General features: G+C 64.4%; 18 protein-coding genes. 10 read left to right on the top strand and 8 right to left on the bottom strand.

Annotation, left to right across the window (positions count from 1 at the left end):
- The first annotated feature begins 85 nt into the window (after positions 1-85).
- Together P6U29_RS17355 and P6U29_RS17350 are read left to right on the top strand one after the other, a co-directional pair.
- Positions 86-649, top strand: a complete 564-nt coding sequence (locus P6U29_RS17355) for a nitroreductase (protein ID WP_407118695.1) — start codon at positions 86-88, stop codon at positions 647-649.
- 63 nt (positions 650-712) lie between these two features.
- Positions 713-1,981: a serine hydrolase domain-containing protein gene (locus tag P6U29_RS17350; RefSeq protein WP_407118694.1), complete on the top strand. Its 1,269-nt coding sequence runs from the start codon at positions 713-715 to the stop codon at positions 1,979-1,981.
- Here P6U29_RS17350 and P6U29_RS17345 read toward each other — a convergent pair.
- From P6U29_RS17345 to P6U29_RS17325, 5 genes are all read right to left on the bottom strand, one after another.
- A complete protein-coding gene (locus tag P6U29_RS17345) occupies positions 1,967-4,429 on the bottom strand; it encodes a putative bifunctional diguanylate cyclase/phosphodiesterase (RefSeq protein WP_407118693.1) in 2,463 nt (820 codons plus the stop codon). The two genes, P6U29_RS17350 and P6U29_RS17345, sit on opposite strands and share 15 nt — an antisense overlap.
- A gap of 539 nt (positions 4,430-4,968) precedes the next feature.
- The gene (locus P6U29_RS17340; RefSeq protein WP_407115511.1) at positions 4,969-5,931 is read right to left on the bottom strand and encodes an IS110 family transposase; all 963 of its coding nucleotides are present in this window, start codon (positions 5,929-5,931) and stop codon (positions 4,969-4,971) included.
- A 634-nt stretch (positions 5,932-6,565) separates the two neighbouring features.
- Entirely contained in the window at positions 6,566-8,284 is a 1,719-nt protein-coding gene (locus tag P6U29_RS17335) for an IS1182 family transposase (RefSeq protein ID WP_407118692.1), read from the bottom strand.
- Between the two features lie 115 nt (positions 8,285-8,399).
- Positions 8,400-8,594 (bottom strand): hypothetical protein, encoded by a 195-nt coding sequence (locus P6U29_RS17330; RefSeq protein WP_025037121.1) that lies wholly within the window; start codon positions 8,592-8,594, stop codon positions 8,400-8,402.
- Positions 8,595-8,961: 367 nt separating this feature from the next.
- Positions 8,962-10,035 (bottom strand): hypothetical protein, encoded by a 1,074-nt coding sequence (locus tag P6U29_RS17325; RefSeq protein WP_407118691.1) that lies wholly within the window; start codon positions 10,033-10,035, stop codon positions 8,962-8,964.
- A gap of 262 nt (positions 10,036-10,297) precedes the next feature.
- On the opposite strand from P6U29_RS17325, the gene P6U29_RS17320 reads away from it, so the two are divergent.
- The gene (locus P6U29_RS17320) at positions 10,298-11,326 is read left to right on the top strand and encodes a patatin-like phospholipase family protein (protein WP_407118690.1); all 1,029 of its coding nucleotides are present in this window, start codon (positions 10,298-10,300) and stop codon (positions 11,324-11,326) included.
- 19 nt (positions 11,327-11,345) lie between these two features.
- On the opposite strand, the gene P6U29_RS17315 is transcribed toward P6U29_RS17320, so the two are convergent.
- Together P6U29_RS17315 and P6U29_RS17310 are read right to left on the bottom strand one after the other, a co-directional pair.
- Positions 11,346-11,774: a CBS domain-containing protein gene (locus P6U29_RS17315; RefSeq protein ID WP_407118689.1), complete on the bottom strand. Its 429-nt coding sequence runs from the start codon at positions 11,772-11,774 to the stop codon at positions 11,346-11,348.
- Positions 11,775-11,964: 190 nt separating this feature from the next.
- Positions 11,965-12,771, bottom strand: a complete 807-nt coding sequence (locus P6U29_RS17310; protein WP_407118688.1) for a rhomboid family intramembrane serine protease — start codon at positions 12,769-12,771, stop codon at positions 11,965-11,967.
- Between the two features lie 289 nt (positions 12,772-13,060).
- Here P6U29_RS17310 and P6U29_RS17305 point away from each other — a divergent pair, with 289 nt between their 5' ends.
- The 5 genes from P6U29_RS17305 to P6U29_RS17285 all read left to right on the top strand — a co-directional run bounded on the left by P6U29_RS17305 (position 13,061) and on the right by P6U29_RS17285 (position 16,777).
- On the top strand, positions 13,061-13,363 hold the full coding sequence (locus tag P6U29_RS17305) for a GIY-YIG nuclease family protein (RefSeq protein WP_407118687.1): 303 nt from the start codon (positions 13,061-13,063) through the stop codon (positions 13,361-13,363).
- Positions 13,364-13,939: 576 nt separating this feature from the next.
- Positions 13,940-14,494: a PAS domain-containing protein gene (locus P6U29_RS17300; RefSeq protein WP_407118686.1), complete on the top strand. Its 555-nt coding sequence runs from the start codon at positions 13,940-13,942 to the stop codon at positions 14,492-14,494.
- A 165-nt stretch (positions 14,495-14,659) separates the two neighbouring features.
- Positions 14,660-15,817: a DJ-1/PfpI family protein gene (locus tag P6U29_RS17295; protein ID WP_407118685.1), complete on the top strand. Its 1,158-nt coding sequence runs from the start codon at positions 14,660-14,662 to the stop codon at positions 15,815-15,817.
- Between the two features lie 24 nt (positions 15,818-15,841).
- Positions 15,842-16,351: a GNAT family N-acetyltransferase gene (locus P6U29_RS17290; RefSeq protein WP_407118684.1), complete on the top strand. Its 510-nt coding sequence runs from the start codon at positions 15,842-15,844 to the stop codon at positions 16,349-16,351.
- A gap of 123 nt (positions 16,352-16,474) precedes the next feature.
- Complete coding sequence (locus P6U29_RS17285; RefSeq protein ID WP_407118683.1) at positions 16,475-16,777, top strand: hypothetical protein; 303 nt, start codon at positions 16,475-16,477, stop codon at positions 16,775-16,777.
- A 77-nt stretch (positions 16,778-16,854) separates the two neighbouring features.
- Here the strand turns inward: P6U29_RS17285 and P6U29_RS17280 are convergent, their stop codons facing one another.
- On the bottom strand, positions 16,855-18,771 hold the full coding sequence (locus tag P6U29_RS17280; protein ID WP_407119348.1) for a DEAD/DEAH box helicase: 1,917 nt from the start codon (positions 18,769-18,771) through the stop codon (positions 16,855-16,857).
- 257 nt (positions 18,772-19,028) lie between these two features.
- Between P6U29_RS17280 and P6U29_RS17275 the strand changes: the two genes are divergently transcribed.
- On the top strand, positions 19,029-19,541 hold the full coding sequence (locus P6U29_RS17275; protein WP_407118682.1) for a hypothetical protein: 513 nt from the start codon (positions 19,029-19,031) through the stop codon (positions 19,539-19,541).
- Positions 19,542-19,623: 82 nt separating this feature from the next.
- Positions 19,624-20,364, top strand: a complete 741-nt coding sequence (locus P6U29_RS17270; protein WP_407118681.1) for a metallophosphoesterase family protein — start codon at positions 19,624-19,626, stop codon at positions 20,362-20,364.
- Positions 20,365-20,370: the final 6 nt, after the last annotated feature.

Below are 20,370 nucleotides of genomic sequence, written 5' to 3'. Positions count from 1 at the left end.
ATCGATCTAAATTCGCTTCCGGTTGCGGGCTTGCATGCTTATCTCGGCATGGCACGCCCGCCGACCTGTTGAAGAGGATATCGCAGTGCCCGACGCCATCGAACTCCTAAAGACCCGCCGCTCGGTCAAGCCGCGCGAGATGACCGGCCCTGGTCCCTCCCCGGCCGAGCTCGAGACCATCCTCACCATCGGCGCGCGCGTGCCCGACCACGGCAAGCTCGCGCCCTGGCGCTTCATCATATTCGAGGGCGACGCGCGTCAGCGCGCGGGCGAAGTCATCGCGAGGGTCTTCGCTCGGAAGAATCCGGGCGCGCCGGCGGCCGACGTCGAGGTCGAGCGCAAGCGTCTGATGGACGCGCCATTGGTGATCGGCATCGTCAGCTTCACCAGGCCGCACCCCAAGGTGCCGGCGTTCGAGCAGGAACTGTCGGCGGGCGCCAGCGCCATGAACATCGTCACGGCCGCCACCGCGCTCGGGTACGGCGCCTGCTGGCTGACGGGCTGGTTCGCCTTCGATCGCGATGTGCTTGATGGCCTCGGCCTCAAGCCGGACGAGAAGCTCGCCGGTTTCATTCATGTCGGCACGCCGACCAAACCCAGCGAGGACCGTCCGCGACCGTTCCTTTCGGAAATTGTGACGCGTTTTTAGTCGAAGTCGTGTTGACGCTTTGAACATCTTGCGGCTTTGATCCCGCCGAGGGAGGAAGCCCGGATGAGACGGCGTGAATTTCTTGTCGGGGCCGCGATGCTCGCCGGCTCGATAGCGCGAAGCCGTGCTGCCGATATTCCCGCCCCCTCGTCCGAGGGGCTCGACCGCATCACGGCGTATTTTGACAATGAGGTGGGAAGCGGCCGGCTGCCGGGCGCGGTGATCCTGGTCCAGCAGCACGGCAAGCCGGTCTATCTGAAGTGCTTCGGCGTGCGCGATACCAGAACCGGCCTCGCCATGACGCCGGACACGATCTTCGCGATCCACTCGATGACCAAGCCGATCACGTGCCTTGGCGCGATGATGCTGATCGACGAAGGCAAGCTTGCGCTCACCGACCCCGTGTCGAAATACGTCCCGCTTTTTGCCGACACCAAGGTGGGCCTCGAGGTGACCCTGCCGGACGGCAAGCTGGAGCTTGACCTCGTGCCACCGGTCCGTCCCGTCAATATCGAGGATCTGCTGCGGCACACCTCGGGCATCAGCTACGATTATATAGGCGGCAAATGGGTCGAGCAGGCCTACAAGGCCGCCAATATTTTCGAGGGCCAATTCAACAACAGGGAATTTGCCGATCGCATCGCAAAACTGCCGTTGGCGCGGCAGCCGGGAACGCTGTGGCGCTACGGCCATTCCACCGACGTGCTCGGCGCCGTCATCGAGATCATCTCGGGCCAGACGCTGTATGAATTCCTGAAGCAGCGCATCCTCGACCCGCTCGGCATGAGCAGCACCAAATTCGCGCTCGCAACGGAGGACGAGCTTGCGCGGATGGCGCGGCCGTTGCCGAACGATTTCATCCTGCTCGCCGGCGAGCGCGACCGCCTCGACCATCCCGAATGGCAGTCCGGCGGCGGCGGCCTGCTCTCGACCATCATCGACTATCAGCGCTTCGCGCAAATGCTGCTCAACGGCGGCGAGTTCGATGGTAGGCGCTATCTCAGCCCGGCCGCGTTCAAGGCCATGACGACCGATCACATCGGGCCGGGCTCCGGCGTCGGACGCGACTATTTCTATTTCCCGGGCGACGGCTTCGGCTATGGCTACGGTCTCGCGGTGCGCACCGATCCCGGCAATGCGAAACCACCGCCGCCGGGCTCGCTCGGCGAATTGAAATGGGACTCGGGCAGCGGCACCTATTTCGGCGTCGACCCCAAGCTCGACATGGTCTACCTCATGATGCAGCAGACCCAGAACGAGCGCAGCCGCATCACACCCGCGTTCAAGGCGCTGGTCTACGACTGCTATCCGCCCGCACTACGCCGCCCGTGAGTTGCGCTGACCGAAATCGGCGAGGAGCTTTCCGATCTCGGCCGCGGGCCGCGCGGCGCTGAACAGAAATCCCTGCACCTCGTTGCAGCCTTCGGCCCGCAACCAGTCGAGCTGATCCTCGGTCTCGACGCCCTCCGCGGTCGTGATGATGTTGAGGCTGCGGCCAAGCCCGGAGATCGCGCGCACGATCGCGCCGCAGTCGGGTCGCTGCGCCAGATCCTTGACGAAGGAGCGGTCGATCTTGATCTTGTCGAATGGAAAGCTGCGGAGATAGCTGAGGCTGGAATAGCCGGTGCCGAAATCATCCATGGAGATGCCGACGCCGAGTTCGCGCAACTGGTGCAGGATGGCCAGATTGGCATCGGTCTCCGCCAGAAAGACCGATTCGGTGATCTCGAGCTCGAGCCGCTTCGGCGACAGCCCGGACTGCGCCAGGGCCGAAACCACGACCTGAACCAGATTGCGGCTGCGGAATTGCGCCGGCGACAAATTGACCGCGACCTTGACGTCGACAGGCCATTTGACCGCCTCGGCGCAGGCTTCGCGCAGCACCCACTCGCCGAGCTGGATGATGAGGCCGATATCCTCGGCAACAGGGATGAATTCCGCCGGCGAGATCATGCCCTTGTCCGGATGACGCCAGCGCAGCAGCGACTCGAATCCGGAGATGCGGTCGGAGGCGATCGACACCAGCGGCTGGTAGTGCAGCTCGAACTCGCCATTGGCGAACGCGCGGCGCAGATCGAGCTCCATATCGCGGCGCCTCTGCGCCTGGAGGTCCATCTCACGCTCGAAGAAGTGGTGCACGCCACCGCCCTCGGACTTCGCCCGGTACAGCGCCATGTCGGCATTGCGCATCAACTCTTCCGGCGTCGTGCCGTCGCCCGGCGACAGCGCGATGCCGATGCTGGCGCCGATCACCATCTCCTGTCCGCCGAGATCATAAGGCGCCTTCAGCATATCGATCAGCAGGCTCGCGCAGGCACTGGCTTCGTTCGGCGAAACGTCGGCCGCCAGGATTACGGCGAACTCGTCGCCGCCGAGTCGCGCCGCGAGATTGGCGCCCCGGACCGCGATGGTGAGGCGCTCGGCGACCTGCTTCAGCAGGCGGTCGCCCACCGGATGGCCGAAGGAATCGTTGACGTTCTTGAACAGGTCGAGATCGATGTAGAGCACCCCGACCCGTTTTCCATCGGCCTGACTCAGCGCCTGCTTCAGGCGCTCCTGGAAGTGTTCGCGGTTCGGCAGATCGGTGAGCCCGTCATGGTGCGCCATATGGGCGATGCGGGCCTCGGCCTTGCGCCGTTCTGTGATGTCGACCACCGCAACCAGATAGCCGTCGCGATCGTCAAAGGCGACGCGGCGGCCGAAGGTGAGCACCTCGATCTCGCTGCCGTCGGCGCGCAGGTGCCGCCAGTTGCGCGAGGAGTGATAGGCATCGCCGACGCGCTCCAGCGCCTCGGCGTGGCTGTCCCACTCGTCCTCCGGCCAGATCTCGTGCAGCTTCATGCGCAGGAAGGTGGCGCGGCTGTAGCCGTAATGCTGGACCGCGGCGTCGTTGACACTGAGGAACTCTTTGGTCTGTGCATCGAACACCCACATCGGCATCGGGTTGTTGTCGAACAGCAGGCGGAACGAGGCATCGCGCCGCTTCAACGCGGTGACGTCGGAGATCGTCAGCGAGACCACGTCGGCGAAGGCGGTGGCGCTGAGCCTGAGGTAGCGCCCCTCGCTCTCGATCTCGAGCTGCTCGCCGCGGCCGCCCGAAATGGCCTTGAGCAGGAATTCCATCACCTCGGGCGAGGCCAGCAGCGTGCTGCCCTCGCCGATCCGCCGCCACAGCAGGCTCCCGCTCGCAACCTTCAGCAGCTCGCCCGCGCTTCTGTTGTGATGCACGACCTGAAGATCGAACGGCTTGCCGCCGGTATCGCGCAGCGTCGCCAGGGAGACCACCGCATCGTCGGTCGAGGAAAAGATGGCGTCGAGGAGATTGTATTGCGCGCCGCGCTCGTTGACATAGGCGCCAACCAGCGTCGCGCCCCAGCGCGAGGACGTCGGCAGCGCCAGCAAATCGTAGGTCCTGACCATGCCGTCGCGCACGCAGTGCGCGCTCGCCTGGTGCGGCCGCCCGGTCGCAAGCGCGCTCGCCGCCGCTTCCGAAAGCGCCGTAGCGCAATCCGGCGAGAGCTCGGCGACGGGAATGTCCCAGCGCTCCTCGCCGAGCCATTTCTGCACGTAACGTCCGCTGCGCGACAGCTCGAGCACACCGTCATTCTTCAAGAGCGCGATGTGGTCGGCGAGCCGTCCAAGACTGCCGAGCATCACGTCTTCGTAGCGCGGCAGCCGTTCGCCCGGCTTCAACGCGGCACGCCATTTGCGCTGAAGCACCGGGATATCGTCAAACATTTCGGTGGCCGGCTTCTCCGGCATCTTCTTCGCGGCAGTCATTGCAGTCCCCAACGCACGTTCCCGGCGCATCCAATGCAGGCGCGCTTAACGACGTGTAAAAAGCGCACAGCCGGGGGTTCCGTTCGGTGATTATGACAGTTTTAAGTCAGGTGTTGGTTAGTGGACGTTAGCGACTATGACGGTTGTGCAAAGGCGATGCTCTCGTGTCCCGGACGCGACGCAACGCGCAAGCGTTGCGGCGCAGAGCCGGGACCCAGCAGGCCACACGGATTGCTGTTTGCATGGGCCCCGGCACTGCAGCGCATCGCTTCGTGCTGCGCAGCGTCCGGGGCACGAGATCGCCGTTCAACGAAAAGCATAGCTGATCATCCTCGCGGCTCATCTCGCCCGAGCTTTGCTTGTCGCTTCACCCTCAAAGAAAGAGCAACTGGGTCGGAGTAGACCGGCGATCAGACGGGCTCAAGGCTGGTGCTGGCGCACCCCGCCTTCGGCGGCTGACGGCCTTGACCCCGTCTGCACGCCGGTCTTTGGGCTTGGCATGCGCTCGGCCGAGGTCCGAGCACGAGAAGGCGCGCTCGTCAGGCCAACCTGTATTTCTTCGGATCCCACGTCTCGCCGCGAGCGATCATGGTGTTGAGGATGACGATCAGCTTGCGCATGCAGGCGACGATCGCGACCTTTGGCGGCTTGCCCTTGGCAATCAGGCGCTCATAGAAGGCCTTGAACACCGGGTTGTTCAGCGTCGCGGCGCCGATGCAGGGCATGTAGAGGGCGTTCCGCACCCAGCGGCGACCACCCTTGATGCAGCGTTCACCTCGACGTTTGCCGCTATCGTCGTCATAAGGAGCAACGCCCACCAACGCGACGACAACTTCGTCGCTCACCTGCCCCAACTCCGGTAGGCCTCCAAGCAGCGCCATTGCGGTCCCCTCAGCAAAGCCTGGTACGCTCTGGATGATCTCGGCGCGTTTGGCAAAGTCCGGCGTTGTCTTGATCGTCGCCGCGATCGCGGTATCGATCGCGGCGATTTCGTCAGCCAGCTTCTTAAGAAGACGCGCGCGAGCCTTCCGAACAAGGGCCGGCGCCTCATGCTCGTTCTGCATTTCCAGGCGAGCCCTGACGTCGATCAGGCCTTGGCGTCCCTTCACCAGTGCCTTCATCTCCTCGTGAGCGGGATCGTCGACTTGGCTGGGAGCCTCGCTGAATGTCTCGGCGAACCAGGAGATCATCTCTGCGTCGATCTTGTCATTTTTAGCAAGGCGTCCCGCCGATTCCGCAAAGTGGCGAACCCGTTTGGGATCGACGATCCGTACTTCCAGCCCGGCTTGGCGCAACGCCTTGGCCCATACCCGCTCGTAGCCGCCGCTTGCCTCCATCACTGCCTTGCCGACCCGATGCTTGCGAAGCCATGCAATCAAGCTCCGTCGCCCCGCCGCGGTTGTCGGGCAAGTCTTCCGCTCCGTTACGGTCCGAATGCACGCATCAATCTTGTCTTTGGCGACATCGATGCCGACGACAACCAGATCGTCTTGTGTCATCATCCACTCCCTTCCTTGCCTGGTACGGGCTCGCAGCCCTTGCAACTGTTCGGGTTGAGGAAGACACCGGAGCTGTCCCTTGCTCTTTAACAGGCTCTGTCGCTTTTGGGCGCAACGGGCTCAGTTCCGGCAACGGGCGGTTCTGATCCAACCGCCCGTTGCCACATTCTGGCAGATTTCGGGGACACAAGGGCGCAGGGAAGACCGTGGGAAGACCGGGAGCCGGTTGGCTCCCATCGACCGCCATGCCAAGAGCAGATTGCGTGCGCTTCATGCATAGCGGGTAACAGGGCAACCGGAGACATCCCGGCCTTCCCTGCGCAGTGGTTGGAACGGCTTATGTCGTGCTCTCCCCGGGGAGCGATGCACTATTGCCCCCGTCGCCTTGCGGATGGCTGATGCGGCTGCCCGGTCGGGCAACACACATCACCGCAACACTTGGCGCACAGACCCCGGGCGCCAGGACCACACGATTTTGCCGTACGCGAACCGCACCCGTCGTTGGCGCGAGGTCTTCGCTCACGGTTGCCCGCCCTGCGAAGCTTCTCGCGCCGGTGTGGCCACGTCCACCGCCGCCCGGCCCGCGTGTCGTGACGATCGCGATACGCCCCTCTTCCTTGGGCCGGGTCGGCGCGCGCTATCCGCCAATTCCGAATTTCGGTAAAGCGGAATATTTTTGACCGAGTGCATTGACCCATCGCTTGGGTGTTTTGCCCGACGAGACTGAGCAAGAATTGCTCGTTTTGGCGGAGTCAGGCCGGTGTGGGCGACCGATTGCGATCGGAGGCGGGTGATTGATCCAGAAGGCCTCTGGAGCAAGCTGGATGCCCTGCAGGAGGGCTGCGAGGGTGCCTCGGCCAGGAGCGAGCGTCTTTGCGAGGGCGGCCAGAAACACGTCTAAGCCAAGAATGTTGAGCACGCGGGTAAAGTTGTAGCAGAGCGCCATCAGGTTCCACTCACCGCGGACCTTATCGAAGCCGCGGACCAGGAAATGACGATAGCCGGCGCGGCATTTGAGCGTGCCAAACGGATGCTCGACGATGGCAAAACGACGGCGCATCAGCTCGCCTGCACCCTGCATCCGCGCGCGATGACGTTCAAGAACGCCTTCATGCTCCCAGCGACCGATCGTCCGGTAGGCCGCGTTCGACGAGAGACACTGGACCTTGAGCGGGCAGGTCCTGCAGATCGCTCCGCGCGCCGCATAGCGGATCTCGATGCGGCCGCTGGTGTTCTTTTGCCTGCTCTTCATCGGATGTAGCGGTTGGCCGGCAGGACAACGGTAGGTGTCGGTTGCGCCATCATAGTTGAAGTCCTTGAGGGCAAAGCGGCCTTGCTTCTCGAGCCGGGCGTTGCCCTCCGGCACCGGCACATAGGGCGTGATGCCATCGTCTTCACAGGCCTTCAGTTCGCGACTGCTGTAATAGCCCTCATCTGCCAGCGCCTGCAGGGCCCCGACCTCGAGAGCCTCTTTTGCCGCCATGGCCATCGCATGTAGCTGGCCGACATCGCTGCTGTCGTTCACCACCTCGCTGGCGACAATGAGCTTGTGCTTGTCATCGACGGCGGTCTGCACATTGTAGCCTGCGACGCCCTGGCCGCTCTTGACCAGAAGCCGGGCATCCGGATCAGTCAGGGATAGCTGCGTCGCGCCATTCTCTTCCAGCCGAGCAAGGTCGCCTTGTGCGCGCAAGCGCTTCGCCAGCAGCGCCGCGATCTTCGCACCGATGTCGCCGCCACCTCCGCCGCCGCCATCGGGCCCATCCTTGCCCGGCTTCTTGGCTTCCGCGGCATCATTGTCCTCAAGGCACTTGCCGTAAGCCTCGATCTCTTGGTCCAGCTTGATGATCTGATCGGCAAGCCGTTTGCGCGTAAAGATGCTGGCCTTGCTGGCGTCGCCATGGAAGAACGAGCCGTCAATTGCAACAACGCTGCCGCCGACAAGACCAAGCTCGCGCATCAGCAGCACGAAGCTGCGGTTGGCTGCCTTCAGCGCCGCCCAGTTCTCTTTGCGGAAATTGCCGATCGTCCGATAACCCGGCTTCAGATTCCTCAGCAGCCAGATCAGTTCCAGATTGCGGCCGGCCTCCCGCTCCAACCGACGCGACGACCTGATTTGGTTGATGTAGCCGTAAAGGTAGAGCTTCAGCAGATCGGCTGGATCGTATGGCGGCTGGCCGACCTCTTCAGCCTTGCGATCCGCATGGCGAAAGCCGAGCTTGGCAAGGTCGAGGACACGAACGAAGCTCTCAATCGCCCGGACGGGGTTGTCCGGTCCGACATAGTCCTCAATCCGAGCAGGAAGCAGGCTGGCCTGGTCGCGGCTCTCGCCGGTCTTGAATGTGCGATTCGTCATGAACAGAATCGTACATCAACTCACCAAAATGCCGAGTTCTTGCTCAGTCTCGACGGGCAACGCAAGGGATTGTGGCCCGGATGGAGCGCAGCGTAATCCGGACTACGGGACGCCGCTAATCCTCGCTGGACGCCGCCGAGCGGTTGCGCAAATAGGCTTGGGACAACAGGAAGAACAACGCGCGCTCGCCTTGATATTTGGCGGACGGACGCGTGCGCTCGAAACCGTCGGCAAATATCTTGCCGGACTGGTCGCACACCTGCCACCGCCAGCCAAACCGCTTGCGCCTGGTGAGGATCACTTCGAACATGCCGACGAGCCTGGTCCCCTGTGCCGGTCTTACAAGGCATGCGCCTGCTCCGGCCTCCCCCGTTAGACGGACGCCCGACATATAGCGCAGCAGAATGGAAAGAGAATAAGATTGATTGCCGCAAGTACGTATCTTCAACCGGTCGTGGGGCAGGCGTGCCGCTTCTGGGATAAGCCGATGCCGCCGGGGTTTCTTGGCCCCAAGCTGGTAGCGCTGCCAGTAGTCAAGACAGAACACAGCGGTGGCAAAGAGCAGTTGCTTGGCAGAACCATGCCGGAAGCGGCGGTATTAGGAGATGCACACCCGTGCGCGCGATGAGAATTTTTGTGCCGAACGTCTCACTGCGGGAGGCACCGCCGCCCGAGCCTTAGCGCGCGACGACCTCGACTTCGCCGTCGACGCCGTTGACGACGTTGAAACCGCGCTCGTAGACCTTGCCCTCGTTCTTGGCGATGGCGCGGTATTCGCCTTCGGAGAGCACGACGCGCGGGAAGGCGCCGATCGATTCCTTGATGACGTCGCCGCCCGGGGTCAGCACCGACCAGGCCGTGTTGGCGAGCGCCTCGCCGCCCCTGTCGCTGACCAGCTTGAGCGTGATGACGGCGGCGCGGTGGGTGATGGTGACGTCGGTGAGCTTGCCGGCCTGAACGCGAATGTCGGAGCGCACCACCGAATTGGCGTCGCCATAGTTGGAGACGATATAGTAGGTGCCTTCCGGTATCAGCACGACATCGCCGGCGGCGACGTTCGGCACCAATGCAGCGCGATCGCCGGACTCGAACTGGCTGCCCTTGTAGATCGCGAATGAGATCTGGTTCTGCGGAATGCGGCTGGTGCCGACCCGGCCCTCGATGCGCAGACCGCCGGCCGGCAGCACGAAGGATTCGCGGTCGGTCTCGGCCTTCAGGCTGACGGTGCGCACCGCGCTGACGAGGCCGAAGGCGACATGGACGACGTAATTGCCCGGCGGCAGCACGATGTTCGGCGTGGCGTTGCGATCCTCACGGATCAGCTTGAAGGTGCCGTTCTCGTCGGGACGGTCAGCGAACACGCGCCAGACCAGACCGCTGGTGATGGGGGCCGAGTCCTTGCCGTATTTCGCCGTCAGCGACAGCACGCCCTGCCCGGGCACGGCCGCATTCAGCGGGGCGGCCGGCGGCACGGTCGTGACGGCGGGCGGCGGCATGCTGGGCGTAGCGGGCTGCATCAGCGTCGGCGGCAGGCTCGGGGGTCCCGCGCCCGGCCCGGAGGGAGGTGCCAGGCTGACGGCGTTGCCGGGGTCGGGCACCGACGCTGGCGGCACCGGCGGCGGACGATCGGAGAAAAGCTGCGCCTGCGCGGCATTTTGGCCCAATGTCACGAGGCAAACAGCAAGGATCAGCGCCGGCAGCAGCCTGCCACTGCGCCGCCATCCGATGATGCCGTCACCCCCGCGTGTCATGTTCCCTGCTTTTCCCCGAAAACGCGGCAAATTCAAGCCTCTGAATCCCCAACAAATACGGTCTCTCATACGGCCCCTCCTTTCCCTGGAACCGACTTGACGCCTGCGTGATTATCCCTGGAGCAACCGTCCATCGCCATACTCCTGCCCTGTGCGCTTCCCAAAGCGGCATAAACCATGCTTCGGCCCCGAGATGGCGGAGCTCGGTAACGGTGCCTAGTCTGGTGGTTGGTTGGGGCTCGGCCGGCGTAGGAGAGTTTCGGTGCTGGACATCTTGAAAGGTCGGAGCGCGAACGGCTCGAACGGCGAGAAAGTTGGTCTCGGCAGCATCCGCCGGCCGGTCATTGGGCTTGCACTCGGCGGCGGCGCGGCGCGCGGCTTCGCCCATATCGGCATCCTGAAGACCTTGCTCAGCAACGGCATCGTGCCCGACGTCGTGGTCGGGACGTCAATTGGCGCCGTGGTCGGCGGAGCCTATGCGACCGGCCAGCTCGACACGTTCGAAGAATGGGGCCGCAGCCTGCAAGGCATGCGCAACATCCTCGGCTATGTCGACATCCGCCTCAACGGCTCGGGCCTGATCGGCGGCGAGAAGCTGGCAACCCGGCTGGAAGAGGCGATCGGCCAGACCCTGATCGAAGACCTGCCGGTCAAGTTCGCGACCGTCGCGACCGAAGTCCGCACCGGCCATGAGATCTGGCTGACCCGCGGCCGCGTGGTCGACGCGATGCGCGCCTCCTATGCCTTGCCCGGCATCTTCTCGCCCGTGCTGATCGGCGACCGCTGGTTGGTCGACGGCGCGCTGGTCAATCCGGTGCCGGTCTCGGCCGCGCGCGCGCTCGGCGCCGAAATCGTCATCGCGGCAAACCTTTCCAGCGACATCTTCACTCATTCCACGACGATCTATTCGCACGGCGCGATGCCCACACCGGTCGCACCGGTGGCCGAGGAGACGACCGCCAAGCGGCGTTTCCCGCGGCTGTTCTCGCCCGAGAAGACCATGAAACGTGAGTTCTTCGGCGGTGGCGGACGCCCCGGCATCTCCTCGGTGATGGTGGATGCCTTCAACATCATGCAGGACCGCATCACCCGCGCCCGCCTCGCCGGCGATCCGCCCGACATGCTGATCACGCCCCGGGTCGGCCAGTTCGGCTGGTTCGACTTCCACCGCTCCGAGGATCTGATCGCGCACGGCGTACGCGCCGCAGAGCGCGCGTTGGACTCGATCCAGGAAGCGATCCACGTGCTGGCGCCGCCGCCCGAGGGCGCCGCGCCCAAAGCCGCCGAGTAAGGCCGCTGAGTAACGCCGGTCAGGCGGTCTTGATGTAGTCGCGCAGGGCTTCCTGTTCGGCCTCGTATTCCTGGACGCGGCGCTTGACGATATCGCCGATCGAGATCAGGCCGACGACCTTGCCGTTCTCGATCACGGGGAGATGGCGAAACTTGCCTGTCGTCATCACCTCCATGAGCTCGGCCACCGTGTCGGTCTCCTTGCAGGTGACGACCTTGCGGGTCATCACCTCCGAGACCGGCTCTTCCAGCACGCCGGCGCCGCGCTCGCCGAGCACGCGCACAATGTCGCGCTCCGACAGGATGCCCTCGAGCCGGCTCTGGTTCATCACCAGCACCGCGCCGATTTTCTTCTCACCGAGCAGCTTGATCGCGGCCGCCAGTTTGACGTCGGGCTCGACGCTCACGATCTGGTGGCCTTTGGTGTTCAGAATGGAACGTACCGTCATTGTCGCCTCCCTGAATCGGAGCCGTCCGCCTTGTGGCGGTCCGAACTTGTTCTGCGAGTCTTCAACTAACAGTTTTGGCGCGGGTTTCACGCTCGCGCGCTTGTCGAAACGTTGCCTCTATCGGCTTGTCGCTTCGGAACATTCTTCTTGGGAATGATGGATGAATTCGGGCCGCGCCGCAAGCGCCGCTTCAAATTCGGTCTGAAACGTCCTGTGATGACGCATCCGCAGCATCGGTTCGCACGCGCGGCACCGGATCGAACAGCGTGAACAGCAACAGGCCGGCGAAGAAGCCGCCGATATGCGCCTGCCACGCGACGCTGGTTGTCTCGGCATCGATGCCGATTGCGCCGACGCCGAAGATGATGTTGACGCCGAACCACACGGCGAGGAAGCCGACCACCCGCCCGTCGCGCAGCGCGCGCGACAGCGGCAGCGCGGGAACCTTCGCGGCGGTATCGGCATCCGATCGGCTGAACGACAGGAAGCTGCCGCGGGCGAAGGCGAAGCGGATCGCGGCGGCCATCGCGCCCGACACCGAGGCCGAAGCGCCGATCATCGGCGCCACCGCATGCTCATGGGTGACGAGATGGGCCAGTGCGCCGGCCGCCGCCGTCACCGCCAGGAAGACGAAGAACCTGAGCGTGCCGAAGCGCCGCGCCAGCGCGCTGCCGAACGGCAGCAGCCACAGCACGTTGAAGCCGAGATGGGTGAGATTGGCGTGCAGCAGCGAATAGGTGACGAAAGTCCAGACCTTCGCCCCCGCCCCGCCCGGAATCTGCAGGTTGAGCAGCGAGGAATCGTAGCGCTTCGGAATGAAGCCGAAGACGTCGATGGTCCAATTCTCGAGCTCCGGCGGCAGCAGCACCCGCAGATGGATCAGCGCCAGCAGGGCGATATAGGCGGTCAGCGCCGCCGGCAGCGTCAGGATCGGCTCGCGCGGAGCCTCCTCAACGACGGCCGGCACGTTCGGTGACGAATCTTGCGGGAAATCCAAGGCAGCTTCGCTTTCGGGCGCGATCGGAGCGACAGCCTTGCAGATAGTCGCCTTTACCGCCCCTGCGCAAGTGCACAAAAGGAAAAGCTGCGAGATGTCCGGCCCGCCCCGCCGCTGGGCCCCGGCTCTGTAGCGCATCACCGAAGAAGTGCTGCGCTGCGTCCGGGGCACCAAGATCTCGTGTCCCGGACAAGGCGCGGCACGAAGTGACGCACCGCAGAGCCGGGACCCAGTTGGCGGCAAGCTCAAATTATGCAATTTTAGGTAGTTGCAATTCCGGGCTTCGCCGATGCAAATCGCCTTCTTCGTCTACATCCGGGCCAGCAAACGAAACGGCACCCTGTATGTCGGCGTCACCAACGATCTCGCCCGCCGAATGGTCGCACACAAGGCCAAGCTCGTGCCCGGGTTCACGAAACAGTATGGGGTGACCCTGCTCGTCTATTTCGAAACCTACGGATCCATCATTGAAGCACGGGCACGCGAGCATTCGCCGAAGCGATGGCGGCGCGCCTGGAAGCTGAAGCTGATCGAAGACCTCAATCCGGATTGGCGCGACCTGACGGATGAACTGAACTCTCTTGCTAGCTGACTGGGTCCCGGCTCTGCGCAGCAGCGCTGAGCGCTGCTGCGCGTCCGGGACACGGAAATCACCCCGCGGGACGTGTCCAGGACAAGGCGCGGCACAAAGTGACGCTGCGCAGAGCCGGGACCCAGCTCTGTCGCGACATGGGTCCCGGCTCTGCGCAGCAACGCTATGCGTTGCAGCGCGTCCGGGACACGAGGGTTTAAAAAGGAAAAGGCAGGGCCCTGGGAAAGCCCTGCCTGTCCGTGTCGGTCTTCCGGTGGCCGGAGAGATAAGGCGTATCCCCACCCCTCCCCGCGATCGTGACCAAACTGTTTGACGCCCTAAGTACAGGCCCCGCCGAGAACCTGGAGAAAGCGGCAAGGCTTGCGACCGCGGTCACCATAGCAGGCGCGCGGCCGACACCAAGCGCATAGTTAATTTAACGTTAACGACGCAAAGGCAGGCATAAGGGGCCCGAAAGCGCCGCTGCGGCATGGACGCTGCAAATCCCCTCCTGCACAACAACAGAAGGGATCGCGGGTGCACTGAAGCGGGACAGGTTTGTCCCTTCGAGGTTGCACCCCGGGCGAGCGTTCAGTCATGAAACATCCGTCGAGCCGCGCGTTCTTCGCGTATTGGGACAAGAAGCGCGGCACTGCGCGGGCCCCTGACCGGGCCGACATCGACCCGGCCGCGGTCCGCGGCCTGCTCGGCGACATCTTCGTGCTGTCCTGTGAACCAAACCTCGGCTTCCCGTTTCGCGTCGCCGGCACGCGCGTCTGCGCGCTCGCAGGAACAGACCTCAAGGACCAGAGCTTTGCGGCGCTGTTCGCGCATGCGAGCCGCGGCGAGATCGAGGAGATCACGACGATCGTCGCCGACGAGACGCTGGGTGCGATCGCCGGCGTCACCGCGGCACGCGAGGACGGCAGCAAGGCGCATCTCGAACTGCTGCTGCTCCCCTTCAACGCCCGTCCGCACACACCGGTTAGCGTGACCGGCGTGCTCGCGCCGTTCGACGACGAATGCGGCACGCTTTCCGCTTTCACCCTCACCTCCTGGCGCTACCTGCACCAGCCCGAGAAACTCTTGCCACGCGCCATCCGCAAATTGCAGGTCGCACGCGGCCTGATGGTGTATGAGGGGCTGAGATAGTCTCCACCGCCCAATGCGCGGCATCGCGCGCAAGAAGAACCTGCCGCGCGACAAATCAACGCGCATGCGGATGACCGTTTTTGCCGGATCTGCGTCATTCCTGATGCCATTGCCAAGGGTTAGCTTCCGCTTCGCGTGAAGCAACGAGGATCGGGTGACATCATCATGATATGGCGCATTCTGGCGTTGAGCGGCGTCGGCTGTGTGGCACTGCTGGTGGCGATCGGCGGAACCTGGTTGTTCCTGCTGCCGGGCTCGCCGGCTCGGGGAACCGCGCCTGCGATATCCAAAGACGAGACCGAGGCGACGCTTGCGGCGCTGAGGCCGCCGAAGCGCAAACGTCCACTGATCGCCATCGTCGGCATCAACGACATGAGCGAGACGACCGACTATCTGATGCCATACGGCATCCTCGCGCGCGCTGATGTCGCCGACGTCCTCACATTGGCGACGCAGCCCGGCCCCGTCGCCCTCTATCCCGCGCTGAAAGTGCAGCCGCACGCGACCATCGCCGAGTTCGATGCCGCGCATCCGGACGGCGCCGATTACGTCATCGTGCCCGCGATGAGCCGTGAAGACGATGCCTTGGCGTTGCAGTGGATCAGAAGCCAGGCCAGCAAGGGCGCGATCGTCGTCGGCGTCTGCGTCGGCGCCAAGGTCGTTGCCAACACCGGGCTGCTCGACGGCCGGCAGGCCACCACGCATTGGTATTCGGTGCGCGATTTGCAGAAGCATTCTGCGATCCGCTATGTGGCGGACCGCAGGCTAGTGGTCGACCGCGGCGTTGCGACCACCACCGGCATCACTGCATCCATGCCGATGGCCCTGACCCTGGTCGAGGCCATCGCCGGACGCGCCAAGGCGGAGGCGGTTGCCCGCGAAATCGGTCTTGCGCACTGGGATGCACGCCACCGCAGCGAGGCGTTCCGGTTCACACGCCCCTTCGCGGTGACGGCGATCGCCAACACGCTTGCATTCTGGAACCGCGAGCAGCTCGGAATCGCGCTGACGTCAGGCATCGACGAGGTGTCGCTTGCGCTTGTAGCCGATGCGTGGTCGCGCACCTATCGCTCGCGCGCTCTCACCTTCGCGGCCACGGCAGAGGCGCAGACGAGCCGCGACGGTCTTCGCATCCTGCCGGACAAGGTCGCGGCCGACTGGCCGGCAAAGCTGACGCCGCCGACCGCCGTCGACTTGCCGCCGGCGCGAGCGCTGGACCAGACGCTAGACGCCATCGATGCGCGCTACGGGCCGCGCACGGCGGATTTCGTCGCGATGCAGCTCGAATATCCGAGACAGCGGCGCGGCAGCGCAGGGAAATAAACTGAGACGAAACGACGGATCGACATGAGCAAGAAGACGCACTGGCGTCCCGCGCACACCTCCGACTTGCGTGCGATCAGCGCGATTGCGGCGCGCATCCATCCTGCGCTGCCTGAACGCGCCGAGGTGCTCGCGGAGAAAATGCGGCTCTACCCGGACGGCTGCCGCGTGCTCGGTGCGGATGAAGGCATCGTCGGCTACGGACTGACGCATCCCTGGATGCAGTACCGGATTCCGCCGCTCAACAGCTTCTTGCAAGAATTGCCCGATCGCGCGGATTGCCTCTACCTGCACGACGTCGCCATATTGCCCGGTTTTCGCGGCGGCGTTGCGCGCGATTATGCTGCCGATATCGAGCAGCTGGCGCGCGCGTCACACATTGCGACGCTGGCGCTGGTCTCGATCTACGCCACGCGACCGCTCTGGGAACGTCTCGGCTTCCGGGCCGTCACGGCGGATGCGGAGCTGCGTACAAAGCTCGAATCGTACGGCGAAGGCGCGACATACATGCTGCGCGACCTCGCCGCGACGTGACGTCCCCTTCCCGGTCGGCTCACGTGGGCGTGAAGCCGCCCTCTCGAACCCGGTCGGTTCAGCCTCCGTCGAAGGTGTGTGCGAGCCGTTCCGGTCTCGCCGAACCGAGGCTGGAGAATGTCCATGAAACTCACATTGTCGAAAGTTGCGTTCGTTGCGTGCGTTGCGACGGCCGCGTTCACCGCGACCAGCGCCAATGCGGCGCAGGTCCGATCTTACAGCTGCGAATTTGCATTTTTCGAAAGCTGTGGCAGCGTCGTCGAAATGCCGAACCCGGGCCGTGCACGCCGCGTCGTTCGCCTCACCCACGATACCTCGCCGATCTACATGAAGCAGAGTGACCCGCGCTACAGTTCGTCGATGCGCGATGCCGGCGGTGGTGGCGGCGGAGGAGGAGGAGGTGGTGGTGGTGGTGGCGGCCGCTGAACTCACACCCGACTTTTAGATGATGTCGCCGGTGCAATCCGGCGGCATCATTGCCGTGCGCGTTGATCGGTAGCCGATCAGCTTCGACGCTTCTTCTTCGCCTTCTTTCCCGATGCACCCTTCACCGGCCAGGGCGTGACCGACGGCTCCGTGTGGCCCGGCCTGTTCTTGTGCCTCTTCTTTCCGAAGGAAGGAGCATCGCCGAATTTCGGCGCGCCCTCACCACGAGCTTTTCTGCGTGGCTTGAATCCACTTGCCTCGCGCGGGCGATCGTGGTGCCGGTCACGATGGTCGCCGGCCTCGCGGCGGGGCGTGTGAGAGCGCTCCTCCGAAGCTTCCTGGCGGCGGGGCACGTCCGCCATCGGTTCGATGCGAATGCTGTCTTCCTTGTCCGGACGCTTGATCTTGGTGGCGAACGAATCCGCGACCCGCTCGGAAATCTCAAACTCAGTGGTGGTGTCCATGATCTTGATGGAGCCGATGTCGCGCTTGTCGATGCCGCCGCGACGGCAGATCATCGGCAGCAGCCAGCGTGCCTCGGCATTCTTGCGCCGCCCGATCGCGACGCGGAACCAGACGCTGCCCTCCGTCATGGCGTGCTTCGACGACGCTTTCCCCGGTTTCGATCGCGCCTTGACGCGATCGTCGCCGCCTTCAAGTCCGTCCCGCCCGCGCTCCTCGCGCAGCTTGCCGCTTCGCTCGCCGGGATCGATGATGTCCTCGGGCGACGGCAGCCGCGCGCGATAGAGTCGCGCGAGCGCGGCGGCGATGTCCTCGGGCGACCGCTCGGCCAATAGCGCCTGCGCGAGAGCGAGGTCGTCGGAAGTCGTCTCCTCGGTGAACAGCACATCCTTCATGCGCTCGTGATCGAGCTTGCGGATTTCATCCGCCTGCGGCGCCGTGCCCCAGGCCGCGTCGATCCCAGAGAGATTGAGCAACAGCTCGGCGCGCCGCCGCCGTGCCGGCGGCACCAGGAGGACGCTCGTCCCCTTTCGGCCCGCACGTCCCGTACGGCCGGAGCGGTGCTGCATAACCTCGGCGTCGTTGGGCAGGTCGGCATGGATGACGAGGTCGAGGCTCGGCAGGTCGATGCCGCGGGCAGCGACGTCGGTCGCGACGCAGACGCGGGCCCGTCCGTCCCGCAGCGATTGCAGCGCCAGGGCGCGTTCGTTCTGCGTCAACTCGCCCGACAGGGCGACCACGGAAAAGCCGCGTTCCAGCAGCGATGCCTGCAAATGCCTCACGGCGTCGCGCGTGCTGCAAAACACCAGCGCGCTCGGCGCCTCGTAGAAGCGCAGCACGTTGACGACGGCATGCTCGACGTCGGCGGGCGCGATGCGGATCGCGCGATACTCGATATCGGCATGGCCGCCTTCGTCGCCGGCGACCTCGATCCGGAACGCATCGCGCTGATATTGCCTCGCGAGCGCGACGATTCCGCGCGGAAAGGTCGCCGAGAACAGCAGGGTGCGGCGCGCCTCCGGCGTGGTCTCGAGGATGAATTCCATGTCCTCGCGAAAACCGAGATTGAGCATTTCGTCGGCTTCGTCGAGCACGACCGCAGCGAGTTCGGAGATATCGAGACGGCCACGGCGCAGATGATCGCACAGCCGTCCGGGCGTGCCGACGACGATGTGGGCGCCGGCGGCCAGCTCGCGCTGCTCGCGGCGCGGATCCATGCCGCCGACACAGGAGACGACGCGCCCGCCGGCATGCCCGTAGAGCCAGGCGAGCTCGCGTTGAACTTGAAGCGCGAGCTCGCGGGTCGGCGCCACGATCAAGGCGAGCGGCGCGGCCGCAGGTCCAAACTGCTCGGCGTCATCGAGGAGATTTTTCGCGATGGCCAATCCATAAGCGACGGTCTTGCCGGAGCCGGTCTGGGCCGACACCAAGAGGTCGCGGCTCGTTGCTTCGTGGGCGAGCACCGCGAGCTGGACGGGCGTTAGTGAATCATAGTTCCGCTCGGCCAAAGCTCTGGCGAGCGGCGGGGTCAGGGCCGGAAGAGACACGAGATGGAGAACCTTGGTTGATTCAGGCGCGGAACGGTGATCCTGCGGACCTGAGCTGCGTGCGCGGCAAACGGCCCGGCCGCACGCTGATTTGATCTGGGCGCTCTTTACGCCAAGAGCCCGGAAAGCACCATGCCTATGATGCATGGCTTTCCGGAGAGCACCGCGCCGGAAGGTTGCAGCGGATTTTTGCGGCTACCTCCGTTAACCTGCGCCTCACCGGATCCGATGGGAATGACCGCGTGACGTCCTCCGTCAAACGCACCTGCGGCGACTGCACGCTCTGCTGCAAGGTGATGGCTATCGAGGCGCTGACCAAGCCCGCGAACGCCTGGTGCCGGCATTGCAAGCCCGGCCGCGGCTGCGCGATCTACGCCGCGCGGCCGGCTGAATGTGAGGACTTCGCCTGCCTGTGGCTGGTCAACGATCTCCTTGATGAACGATGGAAGCCAACCCGGTCAAAGCTGGTCCTGACCATCTCGGAGGACGGCATCGAAGTCCGGTGCGACCCGGGCTCTCCCAACGCCTGGCGCAGGGAGCCCTACGCCAGCGACATCCGCGCATGGGCGGCGGAGGGCGAGCGCAACGACATGACTGTGGTCGTGATTGTCGGGCAGCGCCTGATCCTCGTCACGTCGGATCGCGAGTTCGATCTCGGGATCGTAGGACCGGACGAGCGGATCGTGCGGGAGATCGAGGGCACGAAGGTGGTGGGCGCGAGCGTGGTGAAGGAAAGCCAGACCAGCGATGGCTAGTTGGTGAACGCGCTATCGGCTGATGCTAGATAAGTCCCACGACCTGGCAGAACTCAGGCGAAACAGAATACGGAGCACAACGATGCGATTGGCAGTCATTTCCGATGTCCACGGCAATCTTGCCGCTTTGGAGGCCGTGCTGGCCGACATCAAGGCGCGCGGCGTAGATCGTACGGTCAATCTGGGTGACTGCGTCACCAGCCCGTTGTGGCCGAGAGAAACCTTCGAAGCGCTCCAGCCGCTGTCGTTACCGACCGTGCGCGGAAACCATGATCGCTGGATTGAGGAGTTTCCGGACGACAAGCTTTCGCCGGCAGGCCTGTTTGCGCGTCGCGCACTGACTGCGGAGCAACGGCGCGCGCTCCACAGCTTGCCGTCCCGGATATGGCTGGACGACGGGATCCTGGCCTGCCATGGCACGCCCGACGACGATACGGCGTGCCTGTTGGAGGAAACGCTCGACGACGGCCGCTTTGTGCCGGCACGCCGCGAAGTTCTGGCGAGCCGTCTGCAAAGCGAGCCGACTGCGCGCGTGGTGCTGTGTGGCCATAGCCACCGCCAGGCAGTCATTCAGGGCCCCGGCGAGTGTCTGGTTCTCAATCCGCGGAGCGTTGGGTGTCCGGTGTTCGCGGACATTCCCTTTGCCGCGAACCTGGAATACCGCTCGCCTCACGCCCGGTATGCGGTCCTCACCAAAAGACAAAGGGGCTGGCAAGTCGAACTTCTCGCCCTCGAATACGACTGGGAGGCCGCGTCGGCGCGTGCGCTCGCCAACAACCACCCGGAATGGGCGCACGCCATGTTATCCGGATACGTCAAATAGAACCTC

This window comes from Bradyrhizobium sp. LMG 9283 (genome assembly GCF_045571415.1).
Taxonomy (GTDB): Bacteria; Pseudomonadota; Alphaproteobacteria; order Rhizobiales; family Xanthobacteraceae; genus Bradyrhizobium.
The sequence above is the reverse complement of the archived record's forward strand: the minus strand, read 5'-3'. Positions and strand labels throughout refer to the sequence as shown.